Below are 20,102 nucleotides of genomic sequence, written 5' to 3'. Positions count from 1 at the left end.
TAGCAGTTGCACAAAATCAGTCAAGTGTTTTGTGCGATGCGGTATCCCGTTTTAGTTGTATTTTTGACCAAAGTTAAGGCCGACCGGAGCCCGGTCGGCCGCGTTCCCTTGAAAGGGAAAACATATATCAGCGATCATGCAACCGCTGGCTTAAAGATCGACGTCGAGGATCGCCATGGAAAAATTATAGGACAGATCGCCGTCTTCGTCGTCCCGGAAAACCACGCCGAGGAACTCGTCGCCCACGTAGACTTCGGCCGAGTCATCCTTGCGGGGGCGAGCCTTGACCGCCATCGCCGGATTGAACATCCGCTTGAAATAGGCGTCGAGTTTCTTGATTTCTTCGGGCTTCACGATCCATTCTCCATCGGCGATTCAAATTCGGGCCGCTTGTCGCATGCGCCATCCGCCGCTGTAAAGACGCGAAAGGCCAATCTTTGCCGCGGCGGGCCGCCCGGCCGGACACAAGGTCCGGCCCTGCCCCGCCGCCGGCGGTCAATCCGCCGCGAGCATCTGGTCCATGGAGCGCGCCGGCTCGGCACAACCTGCCTCCCCCACCACGCGTGCCGGAACGCCGGCGACCGTCGAGCCGCGCGGCACGGGCTTCAACACCACCGAGCCTGCGGCGATGCGCGAGCAGCAGCCCACCTCGATGTTGCCCAGCACCTTGGCCCCGGCACCGATCAGCACGCCGTCGCCGATCTTGGGATGACGGTCCGCCCCCTCCTTGCCGGTGCCGCCGAGCGTGACGCCGTGCAGGATCGAAACGTTGTCGCCGATGCGCGCCGTCTCGCCGACGACGAGGCCGGTGGCGTGATCGAGGAAGATGCCCTTGCCGATGCGCGCCGCCGGGTTGATGTCGGTCTGGAAGACGCTCGACGCGCGGCTCTGGAGATAGAGCGCGAAGTCGCGCCGCCCGCGATTCCACAGCCAATGGGCCAGACGATGGGTCTGGATGGCATGGAAGCCCTTGAAATAAAGGACGGGCTCCATGAAGCGGGTGCAGGCAGGGTCGCGGTCATAGACCGCCTGGATATCGACGCGCATGATCGAACCCCATTCCGGCCAGTCGCGCAGCATCTCGTCGAAGGTCTGGCGCAGCAGGATCGCCTGCAGATCGGGATGATCGAGGCGCTCGCAGATCCGGTAGATCACGCAATCCTCAAGGGAATGATGGTTGAGCACCGTGGAATAGAGGAAGGCGGCCAGCAGCGGATCGTGATCGGCGGCAAGCCGCGCTTCGCTGCGAAGGCTGTCCCAGATCGGATCCATCGACTGCACGTGCTCTCTCTTGAGGATTTCGCTTTTTGCGGCCATTGCCGGTCTCCTCGTTTCCTGTTCGAGCGCATTATATAGTCGATCCGTGAATCAACATAAATGGGCCTACCCAAATGAAACGTACCCACGATTTTGCCGCCGGCATGATCCGCGCCGCAAGCCAGGCCGGAACGGGCATTCTCCTCATCGCCAATGCCGATCGCAAGAACGCGATCAATGCCGCCATGTGGCGGGCAATCCCCGAGGCGATGCACTGGCTGTGTGGCGAAGGCGAGGCCCGGGTGATCCTGCTGATGGGCGCCGGCGAGAGCGATTTCAGCGCGGGCGCCGACATCTCCGAATTCCCCGTTGTGCGCAAGGATACGCCGACCGCGCGGCTCTACGAAGACGACAACAGCAAGGCCTTCGCGGCCATCCGCGACTCGAACGTCCCGGTGATCGCCGCGATCCGCGGCATCTGCTACGGCGGCGGCTTCGGGCTTGCGGCCGCCGCCGACCTGCGCATCGCGGCCGAAGGCTCGGCCTTCGCGGTGCCCGCCGCCCGGCTCGGCCTCGCCTATCCGGCGGATGCGGTGCAGGATTTCGTCCAGTCGATGGGAACGCAGATGGCACGCATGGCGCTCTACACCGGCGCGCCGATGAGCCCGGCGCAGTTGCTCGCCTGCGGTTTCCTCCTGCAGGTGACGACGCCGGAGGCGCTCGAGGCCGAAGCCTTGAGGCTGGCCGAGACGATCGCCAACAATGCGCCGCTGTCGGTGCGCGCCTCAAAGCTCGCCATCCGCGCAGCAACCCAGCAGGACGAGGATCTCCTGCGCGAAGCCGAGGTGTTCGGCGCTTCGACCTTCGACAGCGCCGACTATGCCGAGGGCCGGGCCGCCTTCGCCGAAAGGCGACGGCCGACCTTTACCGGCCGCTGATCACGGCTGGACCGGATGCGTGAGGCACCTCATCCGTTTGCCGCGATATGCCGGTAGAAGTCGATGACCGCCTTCTTCAAGACCTTGTCGCCGACGGCGAGCATGTGATCGCGATTGGGAATGTCGATCGCCGTCGCGTGCGGCATCAGGGCCGCCAGTTCCTGCGGCGATCCGGCGATGTCGTCCTTGGTGCCGACGGCGATCAGGGTGGGCACGTCGACCCTGGCGATGTCGCCGCGCTCGACCAGCACCCGCGACGTCTTGATGCAGGCGGCTAGCGCGAAGCGATCGGAATGGGTCTGGTCGGCAAAGGCGCGAAACATGCGGCCGCGCGGATGGGTGACATCGGCGATCGACGGTGCAAGCAGTGCCTCGGCGATCGGATCCCAGTCCCCCACGCCGTCGCACAGCCCGATGCCAAGACCGCCGAGCACCAGCGAGCGGACGCGATTGGCGTGCTCTATGGCAAGGAAGGCCGAGATGCGCGCGCCCATGGAATAGCCCATGACGTGGGCCTGTTCGATGCCCAGATGGGTCAGAAGCGCTGCCGCATCGCCGGCCATCAGCGAGGGATGGTAGGCTTGCGGATCATGCGGACGGTCGCTGGCGCCGTGCCCGCGATTGTCAATGGCGATCACCCGGTAGCCCGCCTCGCCCAGCGTCTTCAGCCAGCCAGGATAGACCCAGTTGACGCTCGCGGTCGAGGCGAAGCCGTGGATCAGCAGAACGGGATCGCCCGCCGGATCGCCCTCGTCGAAATAGGCGAGTTGCAGACCTTCATGATAGAAGAGCGAGAAAGGCGGGGCATCGAGATTCATCAGCATGTCCTGTCGGCATCGAATTTGCGCCACACTATAAAATACCGGCCGCCGGTCCAACCCGGTCGACCCGATTTTCTGTCGGCCGGGTATGTGTTTGGCTCTACACATTTCGATCGAACGGCGATATGGTCCGCCGCGTTGAATGGCATAGCGGAGACGAACATGGCCGGGCACAGCATTCCCCATTTCCAGAACGACGGCGGTCATCAGGTGATCGAAATCGGCGTGAAGGAATTCATGTGCACAGGCGCGTCCTCCCCCTTCGACCATCCGCACATCTTCATCGACATGGGACATGACACCGAAAAGGTGTGCTCCTACTGCTCGACGCTCTACCGCTACAACCCTTCGCTCAAGGCCGAGCAGACGAACCCGCCCGGCTGCGTCTATCATGTCAAGGCCGCGTAGCCGGCACCGTTCCTGATCGGATCATTCATGTCGATCAAGACCGCCGCCATTATCGGAGCCGGGGTGGCGGGTCTCACGGCTGCGCTTGCCTTGGCGCGACACGGCGTGCACTGCGCTATCTTCGAGCAGGCCCCGCAACTCGCCGAAGTCGGCGCCGGCCTGCAAATTTCCCCCAATGCCTCCCGCATTCTGGCCGAACTCGGCGCTCTCGATGAGATCGAGCGCCACTGGCGCGAACCGGACGAAGTGCGCCTGGCCTCGGGCGTGACGCTGAAGCAGCTTGCTGCGGTGCCGACCGGCGCCTTTGCCCGCAAGCGCTGGGGATCGCCCTATGGCGTGCTGCATCGCTCCACGCTCCAGCAAGCGCTGCTGACACAAGTGCTGCACAACCCGCTCTGCCGCCTCCATCTCGGCTGCCGCATCGAGCCTTCTGACCATGCCGCGGTCGAACGCCTGGCCGGATCGCCGAGCGACCTGGTCGTCGGGGCCGACGGTGCCTGGTCATCGGTGCGCAAACTGATCGACGGACATCCCGAGATCAGCTTTTCCGGCAATATCGCCTGGCGCTTCACCGTGCCCGCCGCCGTCGCCCCCGGTTTCCTCGATCCGGTCAACGTGACCGCCTATCTCGGCCCGAATTCGCATCTCGTCGCCTATCCGCTGAAGGAAATCGACGGCTTCAACATCGTCGCCATCGCGGCCGGCATGAACCCGGGAGAGACCTGGGGAACGGAAGGCAGTGCCGGACAGCGCGCGTTGCTGCTGCGCCAGTTCGCCGGCTGGAACATCGAGATCTGCACGCTGCTCGCCTCGATCGATCGGGCGACCTTCTGGCCGCTCTACGAGGCCTCGGACGGACGGTGGCAGAATGGCCGCGACACGGTGCTGATCGGCGACGCGGCGCATGCGATGATGCCGTTTTCCGCCCAGGGCGCCGCCATGGCGATCGAGGATGCCTTCGAGCTGGCCGGAGCGGTGAGCGGTCCCCTGCCCTTGCCCGAAGCGCTTTCGCGCTTCGAGGCGACGCGCAAGGCGCGCGCCGCCCGGGTGCGCCATCGTGGCGCGTTCAACAAATTCGCCTATCACGCCCAAGGGCCGATCCGCCTTGGCCGCGACATCGTCTTGTCGCTGCGCTCGCCGCAGAGCCTCGCCGGCGATCTCGACTGGCTCTACGGCTATCGCGCCAAAGGCTGAGGCCCTGGTTGCCGCTCAGACGGCAGCGGCAGCCTTGAAGCCGCGTTCGAGGTCGGCGACGATGTCCTCGATATTCTCCAGGCCGATCTGCAGGCGGATGACCGGGCCTTCACTCGGCGCCTTGCGGATCGTGCGGTCATCGAGATTGACCATGACCGCCAGGCTCTCGAAGCCGCCCCAGGAATAGCCGAGGCCGAACAGCGAGAGTTCGTCGAGGAAGGCCCGTGCCTTCGGCTTGAACTTCTCTTGCGAATCGGCGCCAAGGACGAAGGAGAAGATGCCGCTCGTACCCTTGAAATCGCGCTTCCAGATGTCGTGGCCGGGAAAGCTCGGCAGCGCCGGATGCAGCACGCGCGCCACGTCGTCGCGGCCCTCCAGCCACTCAGCCACGGCAAGGGCGCTGCGGCCATGGTGCTCAAGCCGAATGTTCATCGTCCTCAACCCGCGCAGGATCATGTAGGAATCGTCCGGCGAACCGCAGATGCCGAGCGTGATGTTCGCTTCCTTCAGCCTCTCCCAATGCGCGGCATTGGCCGAGACCGTGCCCATCAGGATGTCGGAATGGCCGGACGGATACTTGGTCGCGGCATGGATGGAGATGTCGACGCCGAAATCGAGCGGCCGGAAATAGAGCGGCGTCGCCCAGGTATTGTCCATGGTCACCACGCAGCCATGCCTGTGGGCGGCATCGGCGATCGCCCGGATGTCCTGCATTTCAAACGTGTTCGAGCCCGGAGCCTCGGTGTGGACCAGCTTGGTGTTCGGCCGGATCAGCTGCTCGATGCCGGCACCGATCTCCGGATCGTAATATTCGACCTCGACCCCGAGCCGGGCCAGCATGGTGTTGCAGAAATGGCGGCAGGGCGAATAGACCGAATCGACGATCAGGGCATGATCGCCGGCCGAGAGGAAGGCGAGGAAGGGGACCGTGATGGCGGCCAGCCCCGAGGGCACGAGAATGGTGCCGACGGACCCCTCAAGCTCGTCGATCGCCTCGCAGAGCGCATCCGTCGTCGGCGTGCCGCGCGTGCCGTAGGTGTATTTCTGGGCGCGCGTCTCCATGGTTCGAACGTCCGGAAACAGCACGGTGGAGGCATGCACGACCGGTGGATTGACGAAGCCGTGGAAACTCGACGGGTCGTGGCCGATATGGCAGAGCTTCGTGTCCGTGCCGGCGCGAACCAGCATGTCTTTCCTGTCCTTCATGAAACCTGAGGCCTTCTGATTGCGAGGTATGAAGCGGGGATTTTTGAAGGCCGCAAGCTTTGCGGTCAAGCCGAGATTTGTCACCCTGCCATTGACAAACCGGTGAGCCAAAGCGCTTTCGGGCGATCCAATTTTGAGCATTCGCTGATCGGAAACGGCAATTTGTGCCTGTTTTTCCAGCTTAATTAGCAATTTGCCGCTTTTCGCCGCAATTTCTGAGCTCGAGACTTGACCGTCGATCCATTTAAGACTGTGATAGTCGGGCTCGCACCGGGAGGGCCGCGAGCCGGCCAGCTGCGCCGACCTCATGGCGCGCGGCGGTCAAGAGCAAAAGACAACGGAAAAAGGTTGGGAAAAATGAACAAGACTCTTCTGTCAGCCGCACTCGGCGCTGCAGTCCTGGGAATGGGCGCGTCGGCTGCATTTGCTGGCACGCTCGATGACGTGAAGGCCAAGGGTTTCGTCCAGTGCGGCGTCAACGGTTCGAATCTCGCCGGCTTCGGCGCGCAGGATTCCTCCGGCAACTGGACCGGCCTCGATACCGATCTCTGCAAGGCTGTCGCCGCCGCCGTGTTCGGCGACGCGACCAAGGTCAAGTTCACGCCGCTTTCTGCCAAGGACCGTTTCCCGGCCCTGCAGTCGGGCGAAGTGGACATGCTCGCCCGCAACACCACCTGGAGCACGAGCCGCGATTCGCAGCTCGGTTTCGATTTCCGCGCCATCAACTACTATGACGGCCAGGGTTTCATGGTGAAGAAGGAACTGAACGTGAAGTCGGCGCTCGAACTCAACGGCGCCTCGATCTGCGTACAGTCCGGCACCACCACCGAGCTGAACCTCGCCGACTACTTCCGCGCCAACAAGATGGAATTCAAGCCGGTCGTGTTTGAAGCCCAGGACGAAGCCGATGCGGCCTACAATGCCGGCCGTTGCGACGCCTACACCACGGACGCCTCGGGCCTCTACTCGATCCGCCTGAAGATGGCGAACCCGGACGACCATCAGGTCCTGCCGGAAATCATCTCCAAGGAGCCGCTCGGCCCGGCCGTTCGCCAGAACGACTCCAAGTGGTTCGACGTCGTGACCTGGTCGCACTACGCCATGGTCGCCGCCGAGGAATTCGGCATCACCCAGGCAAACGTCGAGGAAATGAAGAAGTCCGAGAACCCGGACATCAAGCGCTTCCTCGGTGAAGAAGCCGACTCTACCCTCGGTGCCGACCTCGGCCTGCCGAAGGATTGGGCCGTCCAGATCATCAAGGCCGTCGGCAACTATGGCGAAAGCTTCGAGCGCAATGTCGGCGAAGGCTCGCCGCTCAAGATCGCCCGCGGCCTGAACGCCCTGTGGAACAAGGGCGGCCTGCAGTACGCTCCTCCGATCCGCTGATCGCGATCTGACTATCGGGAAGGCGGAGACATCCGCCTTCCCTTTTCGGACGGAAACACCCGGACAAAAAGGGTGACCAAACGACAGGGGAATTATCGATGGCTGCGACCGACGCCCGTATGCAGGGCGGCGACGACCGTCCGAAGGTATCGCTGCTCTATAATCAGGCCTTCAGACAGATCGTCTATCAAGCGCTAACGCTGCTGCTGATCGGTGGGGTGATCTATTTCGCCTGGACCAATGCCGCGCAGAACCTTGCCCGCGCCAACATGACCTCGGGCTTCGGCTTCCTCAACAGCCGCGCCGGCTTCGACGTCGCGCAATCCCTGATCGCCTATTCCAGCGATTCAACCTATTTCCGCGCGCTGCAGGTCGGCCTTCTCAACACCCTGGTGATCGGGTTTTTCGGCATCATCACGGCAACGATCGTCGGCCTGCTGGTCGGCATCGGCCGGCTCTCGCACAACTGGCTGATTTCGCGCCTCAGCACGGTCTATGTGGAAATCTTCCGCAACATTCCGCCGCTGCTCGTCATCTTCTTCTGGTATCTCGGCGTGCTTGCACTGCTGCCGGCAATCCGCACCATTTTCCAGCATGCCAAGGACAATCCAGGCGCCGTCTTCTTCGTCTCGAACCGCGGCATCTACATGCCGGCCCCGGTGTTCGGCGAAGGTTTCGGCATCGTCGCGGCGTCGCTCGTCGCCGGCATTGCCGCCGCGGTTCTCTACACCATCTGGGCCAACCGGCGCCAGCTGGCGACCGGCAAACGCCCGCCGGTGCTCTGGGTCAACATGGCACTGGTCATTCTCCTGCCGGTGGTCGTCTTTACCCTCCTCGGTGCGCCGCTATCGTTCGACTATCCCGTCCCGGGTTCGTTCAACATGAGCGGTGGCATGGTCATCGGGCCGGAATTCCTGGCGCTCTATCTCGCGCTCTCGCTCTACACCGCGTCCTTCATCGCCGAAATCGTGCGGGCCGGTATTCGCGGGGTTGCCAAGGGACAGACCGAGGCCGCCTATGCGCTTGGCCTCAGGTCCGGACCGACGACCCGCCTCGTGGTCCTGCCGCAGGCGCTGCGCATCATCATCCCGCCGCTCACCTCGCAATATCTGAACCTGATCAAGAACTCCTCCCTGGCGGTCGCGGTCGGCTACGCGGATCTCGTCGCGGTCGGCGGTACGATCCTCAACCAGTCCGGCAAGGCCGTCGAGATCATCGCGATCTGGATGGCGGTCTATGTGACCATCAGCCTCTTGACCTCGCTGTTCATGAACTGGTTCAATGCAAAAATGGCCTTGGTGGAGCGCTGACATGGACACCGGAACTTCTTTCGTCCGTCACACTTTCCTGCCCGCCAAGGCCGCGCCCCGAAAGGATTCGACGACCATCGGCTGGCTGCGCAAGAACCTCTTCGCAACGGTGCAGGACACGGTCCTGACGCTGGTCGCCATCGCCGCGATCCTCTACTTCCTTCCGGGCTTGCTTGACTGGCTTTTCCTGTCGGCCGTGTGGACCGGCGCCGACCGTTCCGTCTGCACGACGGCGGTACAGGGCGGCATCCAGCCGGACGGCTGGAGCGGCGCCTGCTGGGCTTATGTCAACGATCGTTTCGTGCAGTTCATGTTCGGCTCCTATCCGCGCGGCGAGCTGTGGCGACCGCTGCTGGTCGTCGGGCTGTTCGTCACCCTGCTCACTCCGTTCCTGATCCCCAAGGCGCCACGCAAGGGGCTGAACGCGCTTCTGCTGCTCATCGGACTGCCGGTCATCGCCTATGGCCTGCTGCTCGGCGGCTGGTTCGGGCTCTCGCATGTGGAAACCCCACTCTGGGGTGGCCTGATGGTGACGATGATCCTGTCCTTCGTCGGTATCGCCGTGTCGCTGCCGCTCGGGATCCTGCTGGCGCTCGGCCGTCGCTCGCCGATGCCGATCGTCAGGACCGTGTCCGTCGCCTTCATCGAACTCATCCGCGGCGTGCCGCTGATTACCGTGCTCTTCATGGCAAGCGTGCTTCTGCCGCTGTTCCTGACGCCGGGCAACAATATCGACAAGTTCCTGCGGGCGCTCATCGGCGTGTCGATCTTCGCCTCGGCCTATATGGCGGAGGTCATTCGTGGCGGGCTGCAGGCCATTCCGAAGGGCCAGTACGAGGCGGCGGACGCGCTCGGGCTGAGCTACTTCCACAAGATGGCCTTCATCATCCTGCCACAGGCGATCAAGCTGGTGATCCCGGGCATCGTCAACACCTTCATCGGCATCTTCAAGGACACGTCGCTCGTCACCATCATCTCGATGTACGACCTGCTCGGCGTCGTGAAGGCCTCGTTCGGCGACTCTGCCTGGCAGACGCCGGTCACGCCGCTTACCGGATTGATCTTCGCCGGTTTCGTTTTCTGGGTTTTCTGTTTCGGCATGTCGCGCTATTCGGGATTCATGGAACGGCACCTCGATACCGGCCACAAAAAATAACGTCAGGGGAAAACAATGGCTGAAGTCCAACCCACCAAGATGACCGTCTCGGATACCGATGTCGCGGTCGACCTCATCAACATGAACAAGTGGTACGGGGATTTCCACGTGCTGCGCGACATCAACCTGAAGGTCATGCGGGGCGAGCGCATCGTCATCGCCGGGCCGTCTGGTTCGGGCAAGTCGACGATGATCCGCTGCGTCAACCGTCTCGAAGAGCACCAGACGGGCCAGATCTTCGTCGATGGCATCGAACTGACCAACGACCTGAAGAAGATCGACGAAGTGCGCCGGGAAGTCGGCATGGTGTTCCAGCACTTCAATCTCTTCCCGCACCTGACGATCCTGGAAAACTGCACGCTGGCGCCGATCTGGGTCCGCAAGATGCCGAAGAAGAAGGCGGAGGAGGTCGCCATGCACTTCCTCGAGCGCGTCAAGATCCCGGAACAGGCCAACAAGTATCCGGGCCAGCTGTCCGGCGGGCAGCAGCAGCGCGTGGCGATCGCCCGTTCGCTCTGCATGAACCCGAAGATCATGCTGTTCGACGAGCCGACCTCGGCACTCGACCCGGAAATGATCAAGGAAGTGCTCGACACCATGGTGGGTCTCGCCGAAGAAGGCATGACCATGCTGTGCGTCACCCATGAAATGGGCTTTGCCCGCCAGGTCGCCAACCGGGTGATCTTCATGGACCAGGGCCAGATCGTCGAGCAGAATTCGCCAGCCGAGTTCTTCGACAATCCGCAGCACGAGCGCACCAAGCTGTTCCTCAGCCAGATCCTGCACTGATCGCTGCTCCGGACATCAGATAAGAAAGCCCGCGCCGGTCACCGGCGCGGGCTTTTTTGATTGGGCGGTCGATGCTTGGTTACGACGGTGATCTCCGTCCGGCGCGCCACGGTCGCCGATGACAGCCGCTCAGTGGCGCTGGCTCACGGGCACCAGGACTGCCGCTTGCCGAAGCGCGGCTGGGCCAGCCCTTCCGCCACCAGCATGGCGCCGAGCGACCGGCCGTCGCGCGTGACGACGCGCATGGTCGGGCTGGCGGCCGAGACGTTCTGGCCCTTCAGCTCGGAAAGTTCGAAGCGGCCGGCATTGAGCAGGTCGCGCAGCCGCACCTTGGCGGCAAAGCCCTTGTCCCGCTCCTGCTGGCACTGGGCGTCCTCGGTCGCCGGCGCCACCACGTCGGCCAGCACCAGACGGCCCTTGCGGAACCAGAAGCTGTCGCCGGAGGCCACGCAATTGTCGAGGCCGGAGGTTCCGCAGAAATAGAACTTGCCGGCAAAACCCTTGCCGTCCTCGGAGGCGTCGCCCGGACGACCGCCGGGCACGGGAACGGCGGCGGGCGGCTTGACGGCGGCGGTACCGACCGGGGCCGGCGGGATCGGTCCGCTGTCACGCGTGTCGCCGGGTTTCGCCGGCCTTGCGGGCGAGGTATCCGCTTTCGGGCGCGAAGCCGCTGCATTGTCGGAGCCGTTCCCGGCGGGCATGCCCGACGGGTTCTTGGCAGTGCTGGGCAGGTAGTCCGCGATCATCCGGGGCAGCTTGTCGCGATTGTCGTAGGCTGCAATCGCGCCTGCGACCAGAACGAGCGCCACGACCCACGGCCAGAGGCCGCCGCCACTCGACGACTTCTTGCGCGCCGTGCTGCTGCGCTTGCGCGGCTTTCGCCTCGTAGTGGTGGGACGTGCCATGAAAAACCCTCGCCTCGACGGCCGCCGATCGCTCCCATGCGATGGTCGCCAGCCCCATGACGGCGCGACCGACCGAATCCGGCCGCGCGAATCATGCTGAGGCAGCGATAGCCGATTTGACCCGGGAAATGCCAGCGGATCGTGCGCCTGGCGGGAAGTTGCGCCGGCTCCGCGTGATCGAGATCTGCACCCGCGAAGCCTACAAGAAGAAGCCGGCGCGCGGCGCCTCGGAACGTCTGTCCCGGACTGTAGGTCGCACCTCCGACCTGCTTGGTCGGACCCTGAATGACTTCAATGGCTTAGGTGTAGGTTTGGCGACCCCTGCAGGACTCGAACCTGCGACAACCTGCTTAGAAGGCAGGTGCTCTATCCAGCTGAGCTAAGGGGCCTTGTCGATGAAGGACCGATCGACGGGCAAGGCGCGGCGCACCCGAACGGTCCTGCGCGAACGATGGTCAGTGCGTCCAGGGCTGCAGGCGGCTGTACTTGAAATTGTCGGTGTAGGAGACGACCTGGCGCTTGGCTTCCTTCGGCGGGATGACGCGGTAGTCGATGCCTTCGCGCTGTGCATAGGCCTCGGCCTGCTCCTGCGTCTCGAACATCAGCTTGAGCTGCTGGCGGGTGTCGGCCGAGGTCGTATAGCCCATGACCGGGTCGATCTTACGCGGGATGGCCTGGTCGAATTCGAGTATCCACACATGCGTCTTCGCCTTGCCGGACTGCATCGCGGTCTTTGCGGGGCGGTAGATCTTCGCAGACATGTCGCATCCAACTCCAAAGTGACGGCCAGGCTTCACCCTGCCCCGTCCAGTTCATGGCACCAACCACGGCAGGCGCCGCGGCAAATTCCCGTTCCGGGGCCTGCACGTGGCCGGCCCGGAGGCTCCGGCGCGATGCCGGATGACTGTTTCCGTCGTAGCGACGATTGCGATCATTTTCAAGCGGAACCTCCGGCAACAGGGCGCAAAGAACAAGAGCGCCACGCCTTGTCGGCGAAGCGCTCTGTAAATGTCACCACGGCCATGAAGCGGGGACTATCTCGACGCATTCAGCCACCCACGGCATTGCAGCCGCGGCCAGTGCGATCGAGCCCATGCCCCGCTAGTCGGTGCATTTGTCCTTGTCCGCCGCCGAGGCGGCCGCGGTTTCCTCGCCCTGCTGCTGGGCGGCGACGTCCTGGTTGGAGGTCGCGAGATTCTTGTCGGCCGAAAGCGGCATGGTGTTGCCGTCCTTCTGCACGCCGCCGGAGGCGTTGGCCTGGGTATCGGCCGAGCCTTCGAGAGGAACGTGGGTTCCGTCCTTGGAAATACCCGCCGCGGCCTTGCCCTCGACCGAGCCCGTCACCTCGGGACAGGCCGCAAGGCCCGGGCCTGAGATGAAGGTCGCCATACCGATGGCAGCGATGATGGTTGTGAGTTTTGTCATGATGTTATCCTCCCTGTTGGATCAAAGGGAACGCGACGGGAAGGCGATCGGTTCCGGCCAAACGCGCGCGCATAGACAGGCGCTGAAGCCGCAAGGCCGGCCCGGCGGGCGGGCGGGCGAGCCAAGGGGCGGCATACTGATTGGCGATAGTATTGGCGGAATTTTTTACTGTGCCGGAATGGGGCATCGGCACTGCTTGCAATGGTCGGAGTGGAGAGATTCGAACTCCCGACCCTCTGGTCCCAAACCAGATGCGCTACCAGGCTGCGCTACACTCCGTTCCAGCAATGGGAGCGCAATACACGGTTCACCGCTGAGCCGCAACAGCTAAAAGCCGCTTTCCGCGCGCGCTTGGAATTCGTCGGCCGCCGCTAGTCGGCTGCGCCGGTCGGTGGGGTCAGCGTGACCACCGCCCCTTCGCCGATGCCCAGTGCCGCAGCCCTCCCGCCGCGGATTTCCAGCACATAGCGCACCGGTGTGCCGGATCCGACGATCGCCTCGGAATAGGGCGTGGTGCGGCTGGCGACGCGTTTCACCCGCCCGTGCTGGTCGATGAAGACCATGTCGAGCGACAGCGGCGTGTTCTTCATCCACATCATCACGTCGCGCACCGTGCCGAAATCGAAGATCATGCCCTGATCGTCGCCCAGCTCTTCGCGGAACATCAGGCCGTGCTCGCGCTGCTCGGGCGTGATCGCCCATTCGACGTCGAGGGTGATCTCCTTGCCCTCGGTCGTGCGGATCGACAGCGGCGCGCGGTCGAAATGCGGCGCCTGGGCCGCGATCGGTCCGGCAAGCGCCCATAAAAAAAGCGCCACGAAAGCGCTTTTCATCAGTCTGCCGACCATCGCGGAGCCTCAGTGCGCCCGGACCAACGGGCCCGGATTGTCGGGATGGATCTCGGCGGCCATCAGGCCCTTGTCGCCCGGTCCGAAGCGCACCAGGACGGTCTGGCCGGGACGAAGCTCGGTCAGGCCGAAGCGGCGCAGCGTTTCCATATGGACGAAGATGTCCTCGGTGCCCTCGCCGCGCGTCAGGAAGCCGAAACCCTTGGTACGGTTGAACCACTTTACCAGAGCCCGCTCCAGGCCGCTGGTCGCCGTCACCTGCACATGGGTGCGTACCGGCGGAAGCAGCGAGGGGTGAACCGCGGTCGACTGGTCCATCGAGAGAATGCGGAAGGTCTGGTAGCCGCGATCACGCTTCTGCACGAGGGCGACGATGCGCGTGCCTTCGAGGATGGTCTGGTAGCCGTCTCGGCGAAGGCAGGTGACGTGCAGCAGCACGTCCTGCATGCCGTTGTCCGGAACGATGAAGCCGAAACCCTTGGCGACGTCGAACCACTTGACGACGCCGGTGATCTCGATCAGGTCGACGGCTTCACTGGACAGTTCTTCGAACCCAGCGAGCCCATTCGGTGAAATCCTGTCCGCCATTTCCCAAAGCCCCTCGAAACGCGTCACATCGCAGAGTTAATTGATTCTTGAACTTAAGATTAACATTCGAGCAACGGATCTACGCAAGTCCTAGTTTCACATATACCCAAATGCTTTTTGCCCGTGCAGCCTTGCTCGAAACTGTCGTGTGCCCCATATCCCTGCAAATCTCAGGAGGACCTTCATGCGCTATCTTCACACCATGGTTCGCGTCAAAGATCTCGATGCGTCTCTCGATTTCTACTGCACCATTTTCGGACTGACCGAGATCCGCCGGATGGACAGCGAAAAGGGCCGCTTCACGCTGGTCTTTCTCGCCGCACGCGACGACCTCGACCGGGCGCGCGCCGACAAGGCGCCCTGCCTGGAACTGACCTACAACTGGGATACGGAAGACTATACCGGGGGGCGCAATTTCGGCCACCTCGCCTACGAGGTCGACGACATCTATGCGATCTGCCAGCGGCTGATGGACCATGGCGTCACCATCAACCGCCCGCCGCGCGACGGCCACATGGCCTTCGTGCGCTCGCCGGACGGCATTTCGATCGAAATCCTGCAGAAGGGCGAAAGCCTGGCGCCGGCCGAACCCTGGCTTTCCATGCCGAACACCGGCGCCTGGTAAGCCTCGCTTCCCGCTTCGCGCAAGATTGAAGCGCTAGACCTTAGTGCACCGAGAGTCCGCCGGATGCCGGCGGACGACATACGCGACGCGGTGAAGAGACCCACGTCGCGTGCGTCACCCCATCGTGTGCAGAGGTCAGCCAGTGTCGCGCAACATCCCATCCATCGCCGGCGGTCTTTTCGGCCGCATCGCCGCTCCGGCGGCCGCAGCCCTCATGCTGGCCTCCTGCCAGACCACGGCGCAGGACAGCGCGGCCCAGGGCGATGCGGTGCCGATGGAGACGGCAAGCGCAGTAGCGTCGAAACCCGCCCCGTCGAAGAAGACCGCCAATGGTTATACCGATCCGCTGGTGAGCGCCACCGCGCCCGGGACCGATCCGGCCGCTCGGCCCTCGGCGATCCCCACCGGTGACGGCGCAATCGCCGCCTATGCCCCCGCGCAGGCTCCCGCCGACCTCGGCGAACTGACCCAGCAGCCGACCGCGGTCAATGCAAGCCGCAACAGCCTGTTTTCGCAGGCGCCCACCACGGCAAGCGAATCGCCGGTGCCTGCCGCTGCGGAGACCGAGACGCCGGCGGCCCCACAGGCCGTGGCCATGGCCGATAGCGGAAGTGACAGCTCGACCAGCATCGTCGTTCCGTCCGAGCTTCCGACGCGCGAGGTCAATCCCATGCGCAAGAGCCTGTTCAGCGCCGAACTGCGCCAGCCCCAGCCGCCCGTCGTCGAGCAAGCCTATCTTCCGCCCGAGACGGCGGGCGAAACGCCGGTTTATGCGGCCGACGAAACACCGATCTACGAAGATGCAGCGGCAGCGTCCCAGCCTGTCGCCAAAGCCGAGCAGCAGGTCGCCCAGACCGTGCCCGCGGCCGCAATGGACCCTGCAGAGCCCGAGCAGCCGAAGAAGCGCAAATGGCTGGAGTCCCTCAAGGCGGCGTTCGGCAAGAAGAAGGACTAGGGGCCTCCAGGCCGTCTGACGCCCTGCCGGCGCGGGTATGTCCAGCGACCGGCCGTCCAGCCTCTTTCCCTTGGCCTCACCTAGGCGAAGGCTACGGAAGCCTTTTTTTCACTTCACCGCAAGCCGCTGGATTCGTTGCCCAATCGCGCCTTTGCCACCGCCCGGACGAGCGCTGTCATATTTTTTGCAAAAAACGGAATTTGCCGCTTGCGGGAATAAAATCACCTGACTATAAGGGCGCCACGGAGCGCACGCGCCCTTCGTCTATCGGTTAGGACACCAGATTTTCATTCTGGGAAGAGGGGTTCGACTCCCCTAGGGCGTGCCACTCCTGCTTTCATTTTCCTCCCCCAAAATGCTCGAATCTGAACGCCAGCGCGCGCTTTGCGACGCGCGTTTGCCGCGTCCGGCTGCGGTTTTCCACAGGCCGAACTTTTTCAAAATTGGAATGGAAAAACAGCAAGATTCCGCTTGCGGGTTGTCCGAGCCCTGACTATAAGGGCGCCACCACGAAGCGCAGGCGCCCTTCGTCTATCGGTTAGGACACCAGATTTTCATTCTGGGAAGAGGGGTTCGACTCCCCTAGGGCGTGCCACTTCACCTTACGTTATCCTCCCGCCATCATCCGCACGACATCAGAACGCTTTGGCGGCGTCCAGCACGCGCATCTGCACGCGGCGCGTTCCCTGCCAGTGGTCGGCGCTGAGCGTACCTGCCACGTGGACCTGCGTTCCCCGCCCGTTGAGCAGGAAGTCGCCAAGCGCCGTTTCGGCGGCGCGAAAGGCGATGCCCTCCAGCCGCGTGCCGTCGGCCGCCTCGAGCGTGATCTTCACATGGGTGGTGCCGACCGGCCGGGCATCGCGCAGGCGATGGGCGGGCACGGCGAAGATCGGCTGCGGATGGCCGGAGCCGAAGGGGCCCGCGGTCTCCAACTGATCGATCAGCGCGATGGTGGCACCGGATGCGCCGAGCGCGCCGTCGATCTTCAGCGTCTGATTGGCGGCAAGCGCTCCCACCTGTTCGGCGGAGGCCTCGTCGAAGAAGGTGCGCAGGCGGCCGAGATTGGCCCGCTCGACGGTCAGGCCCGCCGCCATGGCGTGTCCGCCACCCTTCACCAGCAGGCCCGAATCGACGGCGGCGCGCACCATGCGGCCGATGTCGAAGCCGTTGATCGAGCGGCCGGAGCCCGTGCCCTTGCCGTTCAAGTCAAAGGCAATGGCGAAGGCCGGGCGCTTGAACTTTTCCTTGAGCCGGGCGGCGAGCAGGCCGACAATGCCCGGATGCCAGTTGTCGCGCGCCGTGACGATGACCGAGGCCGCCTGCCCGTCGCCATACTCGGCCAGCGCCTCGGCTTCCGCCTCGGCCAGCATGACCTGTTCCATGGCCTGGCGCTCGCGGTTCAGCTCGTCGAGCTTGACGGCGATCTGATCGGCTTCGCCCGCGTCGTCGAGCGTCAGCAGACGGCTGCCGAGTGCCGCGTCGCCGATGCGCCCGCCGGCATTGATGCGGGGGCCGACGAGAAAGCCGAAATGATAGGGCGTGACCGGGCCGCCGATGCCGGCGACGCGCAACAGCGCGGCGAGCCCGGCATTGTTCTGGTGACGCGCCGCGATCAGTCCCTTGGTGACATAGGCACGGTTCAGGCCCTTCAACGGCACAACGTCGCACACCGTCGCCAGCGCCACCAGATCGAGCCAGGCCAGAAGATCAAGCGAGCGGGCCTGCGCATGACCGTTCTGGCGCAGCACCCGCAGCGTTGCGACCAGCACCAGGAAGACCACGCCGGCGGCGCAGAGATGCCCCTGCCCCGACAGATCGTCCTCGCGGTTCGGATTGACCAGGGCCAGACACGGCGGCATTTCGTGGCCCATCTGGTGGTGGTCGATCACCACCACGTCGATGCCGCGGTCTTTCGCCACCGCCAGCGCATCGAGGCTGGTCGAGCCGCAGTCGACGGTGACGATCAGGCGCGCGCCGCGATCGATCAGCTGGCCGATCGCCGCCGGGTTCGGCCCATAGCCCTCAAAAATGCGGTCGGGAATGTAGATCTCCGCGTCAATGCCGAAATGGTGCAGGAAGCGCGAGAGAAGGGCCGACGACGCCGCGCCGTCGACGTCGTAGTCGCCGAAGATCGCCACGCGTTCGCCGCGGACGATCGCCCGGACAAGCCGTTCGGCCGCCGCTTCGCAATCGGTGAGACGATAGGGATCCGGCATCAGGTTGCGGATGCTCGGCTCCAGGAAGCCCGGTGCCTCGTCGACGGCCACGCCGCGTCCGGCCAGCACCCGCGCCACAAGCTCGGGCATGCCGTGCAGCTGGCTCATCGCCAACGCGCGGTTCTGGCCGGCCTGATCCAAGCGCGAGACCCAACGCTGCCCGGAGACCGAGCGGTCGACGCCGAGAAATGCACGTGGAACGGGATCGACGGGTTCTTCCATGCCAGATTGCTGTCCTTTGAGCCTGTGCCCTTTCTACAGGTCCGGCAGCAAATGACCAGCCCTGCGCATGTCGGGCATCGAACCGACCGCAGGATCTTTCCGGATGGCAGGCTTGCGGATCAATCGTTCCGGCAGGGCCGAAACCGCGTCCTCAAGACAGGAGCCAGGCGACGACCATGAATGGAACCGTCATCAGCGACACGTAGAGCAGAATCACCGCCCAGTTGCGCGCGCCTTCGAAATCGTCGTCCTCCAGCCGCCAGCGCTCATTTCGCGCACGGCCTTGCCTCCCGCCGAACTCGCGTTTGTCGATTGAGATCATCAAGCCCCTCCCCGAACCCGATTTCACAGAAGGCATAGAGTAACCGCCTCGCGCGAAAGATGCGAGGGGATACTTTTAACAAAATCGGAGGCGGAAAGAAAAATCGGGCAGGATGGCCCAGAATGCGCGGTGCCGGCTCAGAAAACCGGCACCCCTTGGACCTCTGGTCAGGCCGTCTTCGGGCGCTCGATGCGAATCACCTGCGGCTCGCCGACGAGATAGCCTTCGCTCTTGATGGCGGCGACGGCCTTGCGGACGGCGTCTTCCATCGTCGCATGGGTGACGAGAATGATGGTGACCGGCGCGTCGGCCGCGGAATGTTCCGACCGCTGCACGATCGATTCCAGCGAAATGTTGTTATGCGCCATCTTGGTGGCGATGCTGGCGAAGACGCCGGTGCGGTCGACCACCGTCAGGCGGATGAAGTAGCCGCCCTCATGGCTGCGCATCTGCGCCTGGCGATAGGGTTCCAGCAGATGGGCCGGACGGCCGAGCACCGGAACCTGCTGGGTGCCGGGACGGCTCTTGGCGATGTCGGTAATGTCGCCGAGCACGGCCGAAGCCGTGGCATTGCCGCCGGCGCCGGGGCCGACCATCAGCAGTTCGCCGAGGATGTCGGATTCGAGCGCCACCGCATTGGTCACGCCATCGACCTGGGCGATCACCGAATCGAGCGGCACCATGGTCGGGTGCACGCGCTGCTCAATGCCGGTTTCGGTGCGCTGGGCGACGCCGAGCAGCTTGATGCGGAACCCGAGGTCGCGGGCGGCATGAATATCCTCGATCGAGATATTGCTGATGCCCTCGAGATAGATGTCGTCAGCGGAAATCTGGCTGCCGAAGGCGAGGGTCGTCAGGATCGACAGCTTGTGCGCCGTGTCGTTGCCCTCGATGTCGAAGGTCGGATCGGCCTCGGCATAACCGAGACGCTGCGCTTCCTTGAGGCAGGCCTCGAAGGACAGGCCTTCCTTCTCCATCCGGGTCAGGATGTAGTTGCAGGTGCCGTTCATGATGCCGTAGACGCGGGAGAAATGGTTGCCGGTCAGGCTCTCGCGCATCGCCTTGATGACGGGAATGCCGCCGGCCACAGCCGCTTCGTAGTTGAGCAGCAGGCCCTTTTCCTCAGCCATGATCGCCAGTTCGACGCCGTGGCGTGCAAGCAGTGCCTTGTTGGCGGTCACGACATGCAGGCCGCGCGCAAGCGCTGCGCGCACCGACTGGTCGGCCGTGCCTTCGGCGCCGCCGACCAGTTCGACCAGCACGTCGATGTCGCCCTTTTCGGCCATTTCGACCGGATCGTCGAACCAGGTGATGCCGCTCAGATCGACGCCGCGATCCTTGCTGCGATCACGCGCCGATACGGCAGTGATCTGGATGGCGCGGCCGCAGGACACGGCCAGTTCGTTGCTGCGCTGTTGAAGGATGCGGACCAGTGAGGCACCAACGGTGCCGAGACCCGCAATGCCAATTTTAAGGGCATCAGCCATAAATAAATCCTGACAATTCAGAAGCTTGGGGAAATGGCGGCCAC

Annotated in this window: 21 protein-coding genes and 4 tRNA genes; 11 read left to right on the top strand and 14 right to left on the bottom strand. The window is 63.9% G+C overall.

Going from position 1 to position 20,102, the window contains the following annotated elements:
* Window positions 1–150: 150 nt before the first annotated feature.
* Window positions 151–354 (bottom strand): DUF3126 family protein, encoded by a 204-nt coding sequence (locus tag L867_RS0100295; protein ID WP_028735020.1) that lies wholly within the window; start codon window positions 352–354, stop codon window positions 151–153.
* Between the two features lie 141 nt (window positions 355–495).
* Window positions 496–1,317, bottom strand: a complete 822-nt coding sequence (gene cysE / locus L867_RS0100290) for a serine O-acetyltransferase (RefSeq protein WP_028735019.1) — start codon at window positions 1,315–1,317, stop codon at window positions 496–498.
* 74 nt (window positions 1,318–1,391) lie between these two features.
* Between cysE and L867_RS0100285 the strand changes: the two genes are divergently transcribed.
* Window positions 1,392–2,195 carry an enoyl-CoA hydratase-related protein gene (locus tag L867_RS0100285; protein ID WP_028735018.1) on the top strand — a complete coding sequence of 268 codons (804 nt, stop codon included), beginning with the start codon at window positions 1,392–1,394 and terminating at the stop codon, window positions 2,193–2,195.
* 29 nt (window positions 2,196–2,224) lie between these two features.
* On the opposite strand, the gene L867_RS0100280 is transcribed toward L867_RS0100285, so the two are convergent.
* A complete protein-coding gene (locus tag L867_RS0100280; protein ID WP_028735017.1) occupies window positions 2,225–3,013 on the bottom strand; it encodes an alpha/beta fold hydrolase in 789 nt (262 codons plus the stop codon).
* 165 nt (window positions 3,014–3,178) lie between these two features.
* On the opposite strand from L867_RS0100280, the gene L867_RS0100275 reads away from it, so the two are divergent.
* Both L867_RS0100275 and L867_RS0100270 read left to right on the top strand, forming a co-directional pair.
* On the top strand, window positions 3,179–3,424 hold the full coding sequence (locus tag L867_RS0100275) for a zinc-finger domain-containing protein (protein ID WP_028735016.1): 246 nt from the start codon (window positions 3,179–3,181) through the stop codon (window positions 3,422–3,424).
* A gap of 27 nt (window positions 3,425–3,451) precedes the next feature.
* On the top strand, window positions 3,452–4,618 hold the full coding sequence (locus tag L867_RS0100270) for an FAD-dependent monooxygenase (protein WP_028735015.1): 1,167 nt from the start codon (window positions 3,452–3,454) through the stop codon (window positions 4,616–4,618).
* A 15-nt stretch (window positions 4,619–4,633) separates the two neighbouring features.
* Here L867_RS0100270 and L867_RS0100265 read toward each other — a convergent pair whose 3' ends face one another.
* Window positions 4,634–5,824 carry a cystathionine beta-lyase gene (locus L867_RS0100265; RefSeq protein ID WP_028735014.1) on the bottom strand — a complete coding sequence of 397 codons (1,191 nt, stop codon included), beginning with the start codon at window positions 5,822–5,824 and terminating at the stop codon, window positions 4,634–4,636.
* Between the two features lie 357 nt (window positions 5,825–6,181).
* Between L867_RS0100265 and L867_RS0100260 the strand changes: the two genes are divergently transcribed.
* From L867_RS0100260 to L867_RS0100245, 4 genes are all read left to right on the top strand, one after another.
* Window positions 6,182–7,210, top strand: a complete 1,029-nt coding sequence (locus tag L867_RS0100260) for an amino acid ABC transporter substrate-binding protein (RefSeq protein WP_028735013.1) — start codon at window positions 6,182–6,184, stop codon at window positions 7,208–7,210.
* Window positions 7,211–7,308: 98 nt separating this feature from the next.
* Window positions 7,309–8,520, top strand: coding sequence for an amino acid ABC transporter permease (locus L867_RS0100255; RefSeq protein ID WP_051438744.1), 1,212 nt, complete (start codon window positions 7,309–7,311; stop codon window positions 8,518–8,520).
* A gap of 1 nt (window position 8,521) precedes the next feature.
* Window positions 8,522–9,676, top strand: coding sequence for an amino acid ABC transporter permease (locus L867_RS0100250; protein ID WP_028735011.1), 1,155 nt, complete (start codon window positions 8,522–8,524; stop codon window positions 9,674–9,676).
* A 15-nt stretch (window positions 9,677–9,691) separates the two neighbouring features.
* Complete coding sequence (locus tag L867_RS0100245) at window positions 9,692–10,465, top strand: amino acid ABC transporter ATP-binding protein (RefSeq protein ID WP_028735010.1); 774 nt, start codon at window positions 9,692–9,694, stop codon at window positions 10,463–10,465.
* A 143-nt stretch (window positions 10,466–10,608) separates the two neighbouring features.
* Here the strand turns inward: L867_RS0100245 and L867_RS0100240 are convergent, their stop codons facing one another.
* The 7 genes from L867_RS0100240 to L867_RS0100210 all read right to left on the bottom strand — a co-directional run bounded on the left by L867_RS0100240 (window position 10,609) and on the right by L867_RS0100210 (window position 14,231).
* The gene (locus L867_RS0100240; protein WP_028735009.1) at window positions 10,609–11,370 is read right to left on the bottom strand and encodes a hypothetical protein; all 762 of its coding nucleotides are present in this window, start codon (window positions 11,368–11,370) and stop codon (window positions 10,609–10,611) included.
* A 312-nt stretch (window positions 11,371–11,682) separates the two neighbouring features.
* A tRNA-Arg gene (locus tag L867_RS0100235) sits at window positions 11,683–11,759 on the bottom strand.
* A gap of 66 nt (window positions 11,760–11,825) precedes the next feature.
* A complete protein-coding gene (locus tag L867_RS0100230) occupies window positions 11,826–12,131 on the bottom strand; it encodes an ETC complex I subunit (RefSeq protein WP_028735008.1) in 306 nt (101 codons plus the stop codon).
* Window positions 12,132–12,471: 340 nt separating this feature from the next.
* Window positions 12,472–12,795, bottom strand: coding sequence for a hypothetical protein (locus L867_RS0100225; protein WP_028735007.1), 324 nt, complete (start codon window positions 12,793–12,795; stop codon window positions 12,472–12,474).
* A 202-nt stretch (window positions 12,796–12,997) separates the two neighbouring features.
* Window positions 12,998–13,074, bottom strand: a tRNA-Pro gene (locus tag L867_RS0100220).
* 92 nt (window positions 13,075–13,166) lie between these two features.
* Window positions 13,167–13,628 carry a DUF192 domain-containing protein gene (locus L867_RS0100215; RefSeq protein ID WP_232363853.1) on the bottom strand — a complete coding sequence of 154 codons (462 nt, stop codon included), beginning with the start codon at window positions 13,626–13,628 and terminating at the stop codon, window positions 13,167–13,169.
* Window positions 13,629–13,652: 24 nt separating this feature from the next.
* A complete protein-coding gene (locus L867_RS0100210) occupies window positions 13,653–14,231 on the bottom strand; it encodes a cold-shock protein (protein WP_028735005.1) in 579 nt (192 codons plus the stop codon).
* 184 nt (window positions 14,232–14,415) lie between these two features.
* Between L867_RS0100210 and gloA the strand changes: the two genes are divergently transcribed.
* The 4 genes from gloA to L867_RS0100190 all read left to right on the top strand — a co-directional run bounded on the left by gloA (window position 14,416) and on the right by L867_RS0100190 (window position 16,406).
* Window positions 14,416–14,856, top strand: a complete 441-nt coding sequence (gene gloA / locus L867_RS0100205) for a lactoylglutathione lyase (RefSeq protein WP_028735004.1) — start codon at window positions 14,416–14,418, stop codon at window positions 14,854–14,856.
* Window positions 14,857–14,998: 142 nt separating this feature from the next.
* The gene (locus L867_RS0100200; RefSeq protein ID WP_028735003.1) at window positions 14,999–15,811 is read left to right on the top strand and encodes a RodZ family helix-turn-helix domain-containing protein; all 813 of its coding nucleotides are present in this window, start codon (window positions 14,999–15,001) and stop codon (window positions 15,809–15,811) included.
* Window positions 15,812–16,064: 253 nt separating this feature from the next.
* Window positions 16,065–16,139 (top strand) — tRNA-Glu (locus tag L867_RS0100195).
* Window positions 16,140–16,331: 192 nt separating this feature from the next.
* Window positions 16,332–16,406: transfer RNA gene (locus L867_RS0100190), tRNA-Glu, on the top strand.
* 40 nt (window positions 16,407–16,446) lie between these two features.
* Here L867_RS0100190 and recJ read toward each other — a convergent pair.
* From recJ to L867_RS0100175, 3 genes are all read right to left on the bottom strand, one after another.
* Window positions 16,447–18,249 carry a single-stranded-DNA-specific exonuclease RecJ gene (gene recJ, locus L867_RS0100185; protein WP_028735002.1) on the bottom strand — a complete coding sequence of 601 codons (1,803 nt, stop codon included), beginning with the start codon at window positions 18,247–18,249 and terminating at the stop codon, window positions 16,447–16,449.
* A gap of 151 nt (window positions 18,250–18,400) precedes the next feature.
* A complete protein-coding gene (locus L867_RS27230) occupies window positions 18,401–18,571 on the bottom strand; it encodes a hypothetical protein (RefSeq protein ID WP_156951545.1) in 171 nt (56 codons plus the stop codon).
* A gap of 167 nt (window positions 18,572–18,738) precedes the next feature.
* Complete coding sequence (locus tag L867_RS0100175) at window positions 18,739–20,058, bottom strand: homoserine dehydrogenase (RefSeq protein ID WP_028735001.1); 1,320 nt, start codon at window positions 20,056–20,058, stop codon at window positions 18,739–18,741.
* Window positions 20,059–20,102: the final 44 nt, after the last annotated feature.

Source organism: Paenirhizobium selenitireducens ATCC BAA-1503 (genome assembly GCF_000518785.1).
Taxonomy (GTDB): Bacteria; Pseudomonadota; Alphaproteobacteria; order Rhizobiales; family Rhizobiaceae; genus Allorhizobium; species Allorhizobium selenitireducens.
Note: the sequence above shows the minus strand (reverse complement) of the source record. Positions and strands in the feature narration are given on the sequence as shown.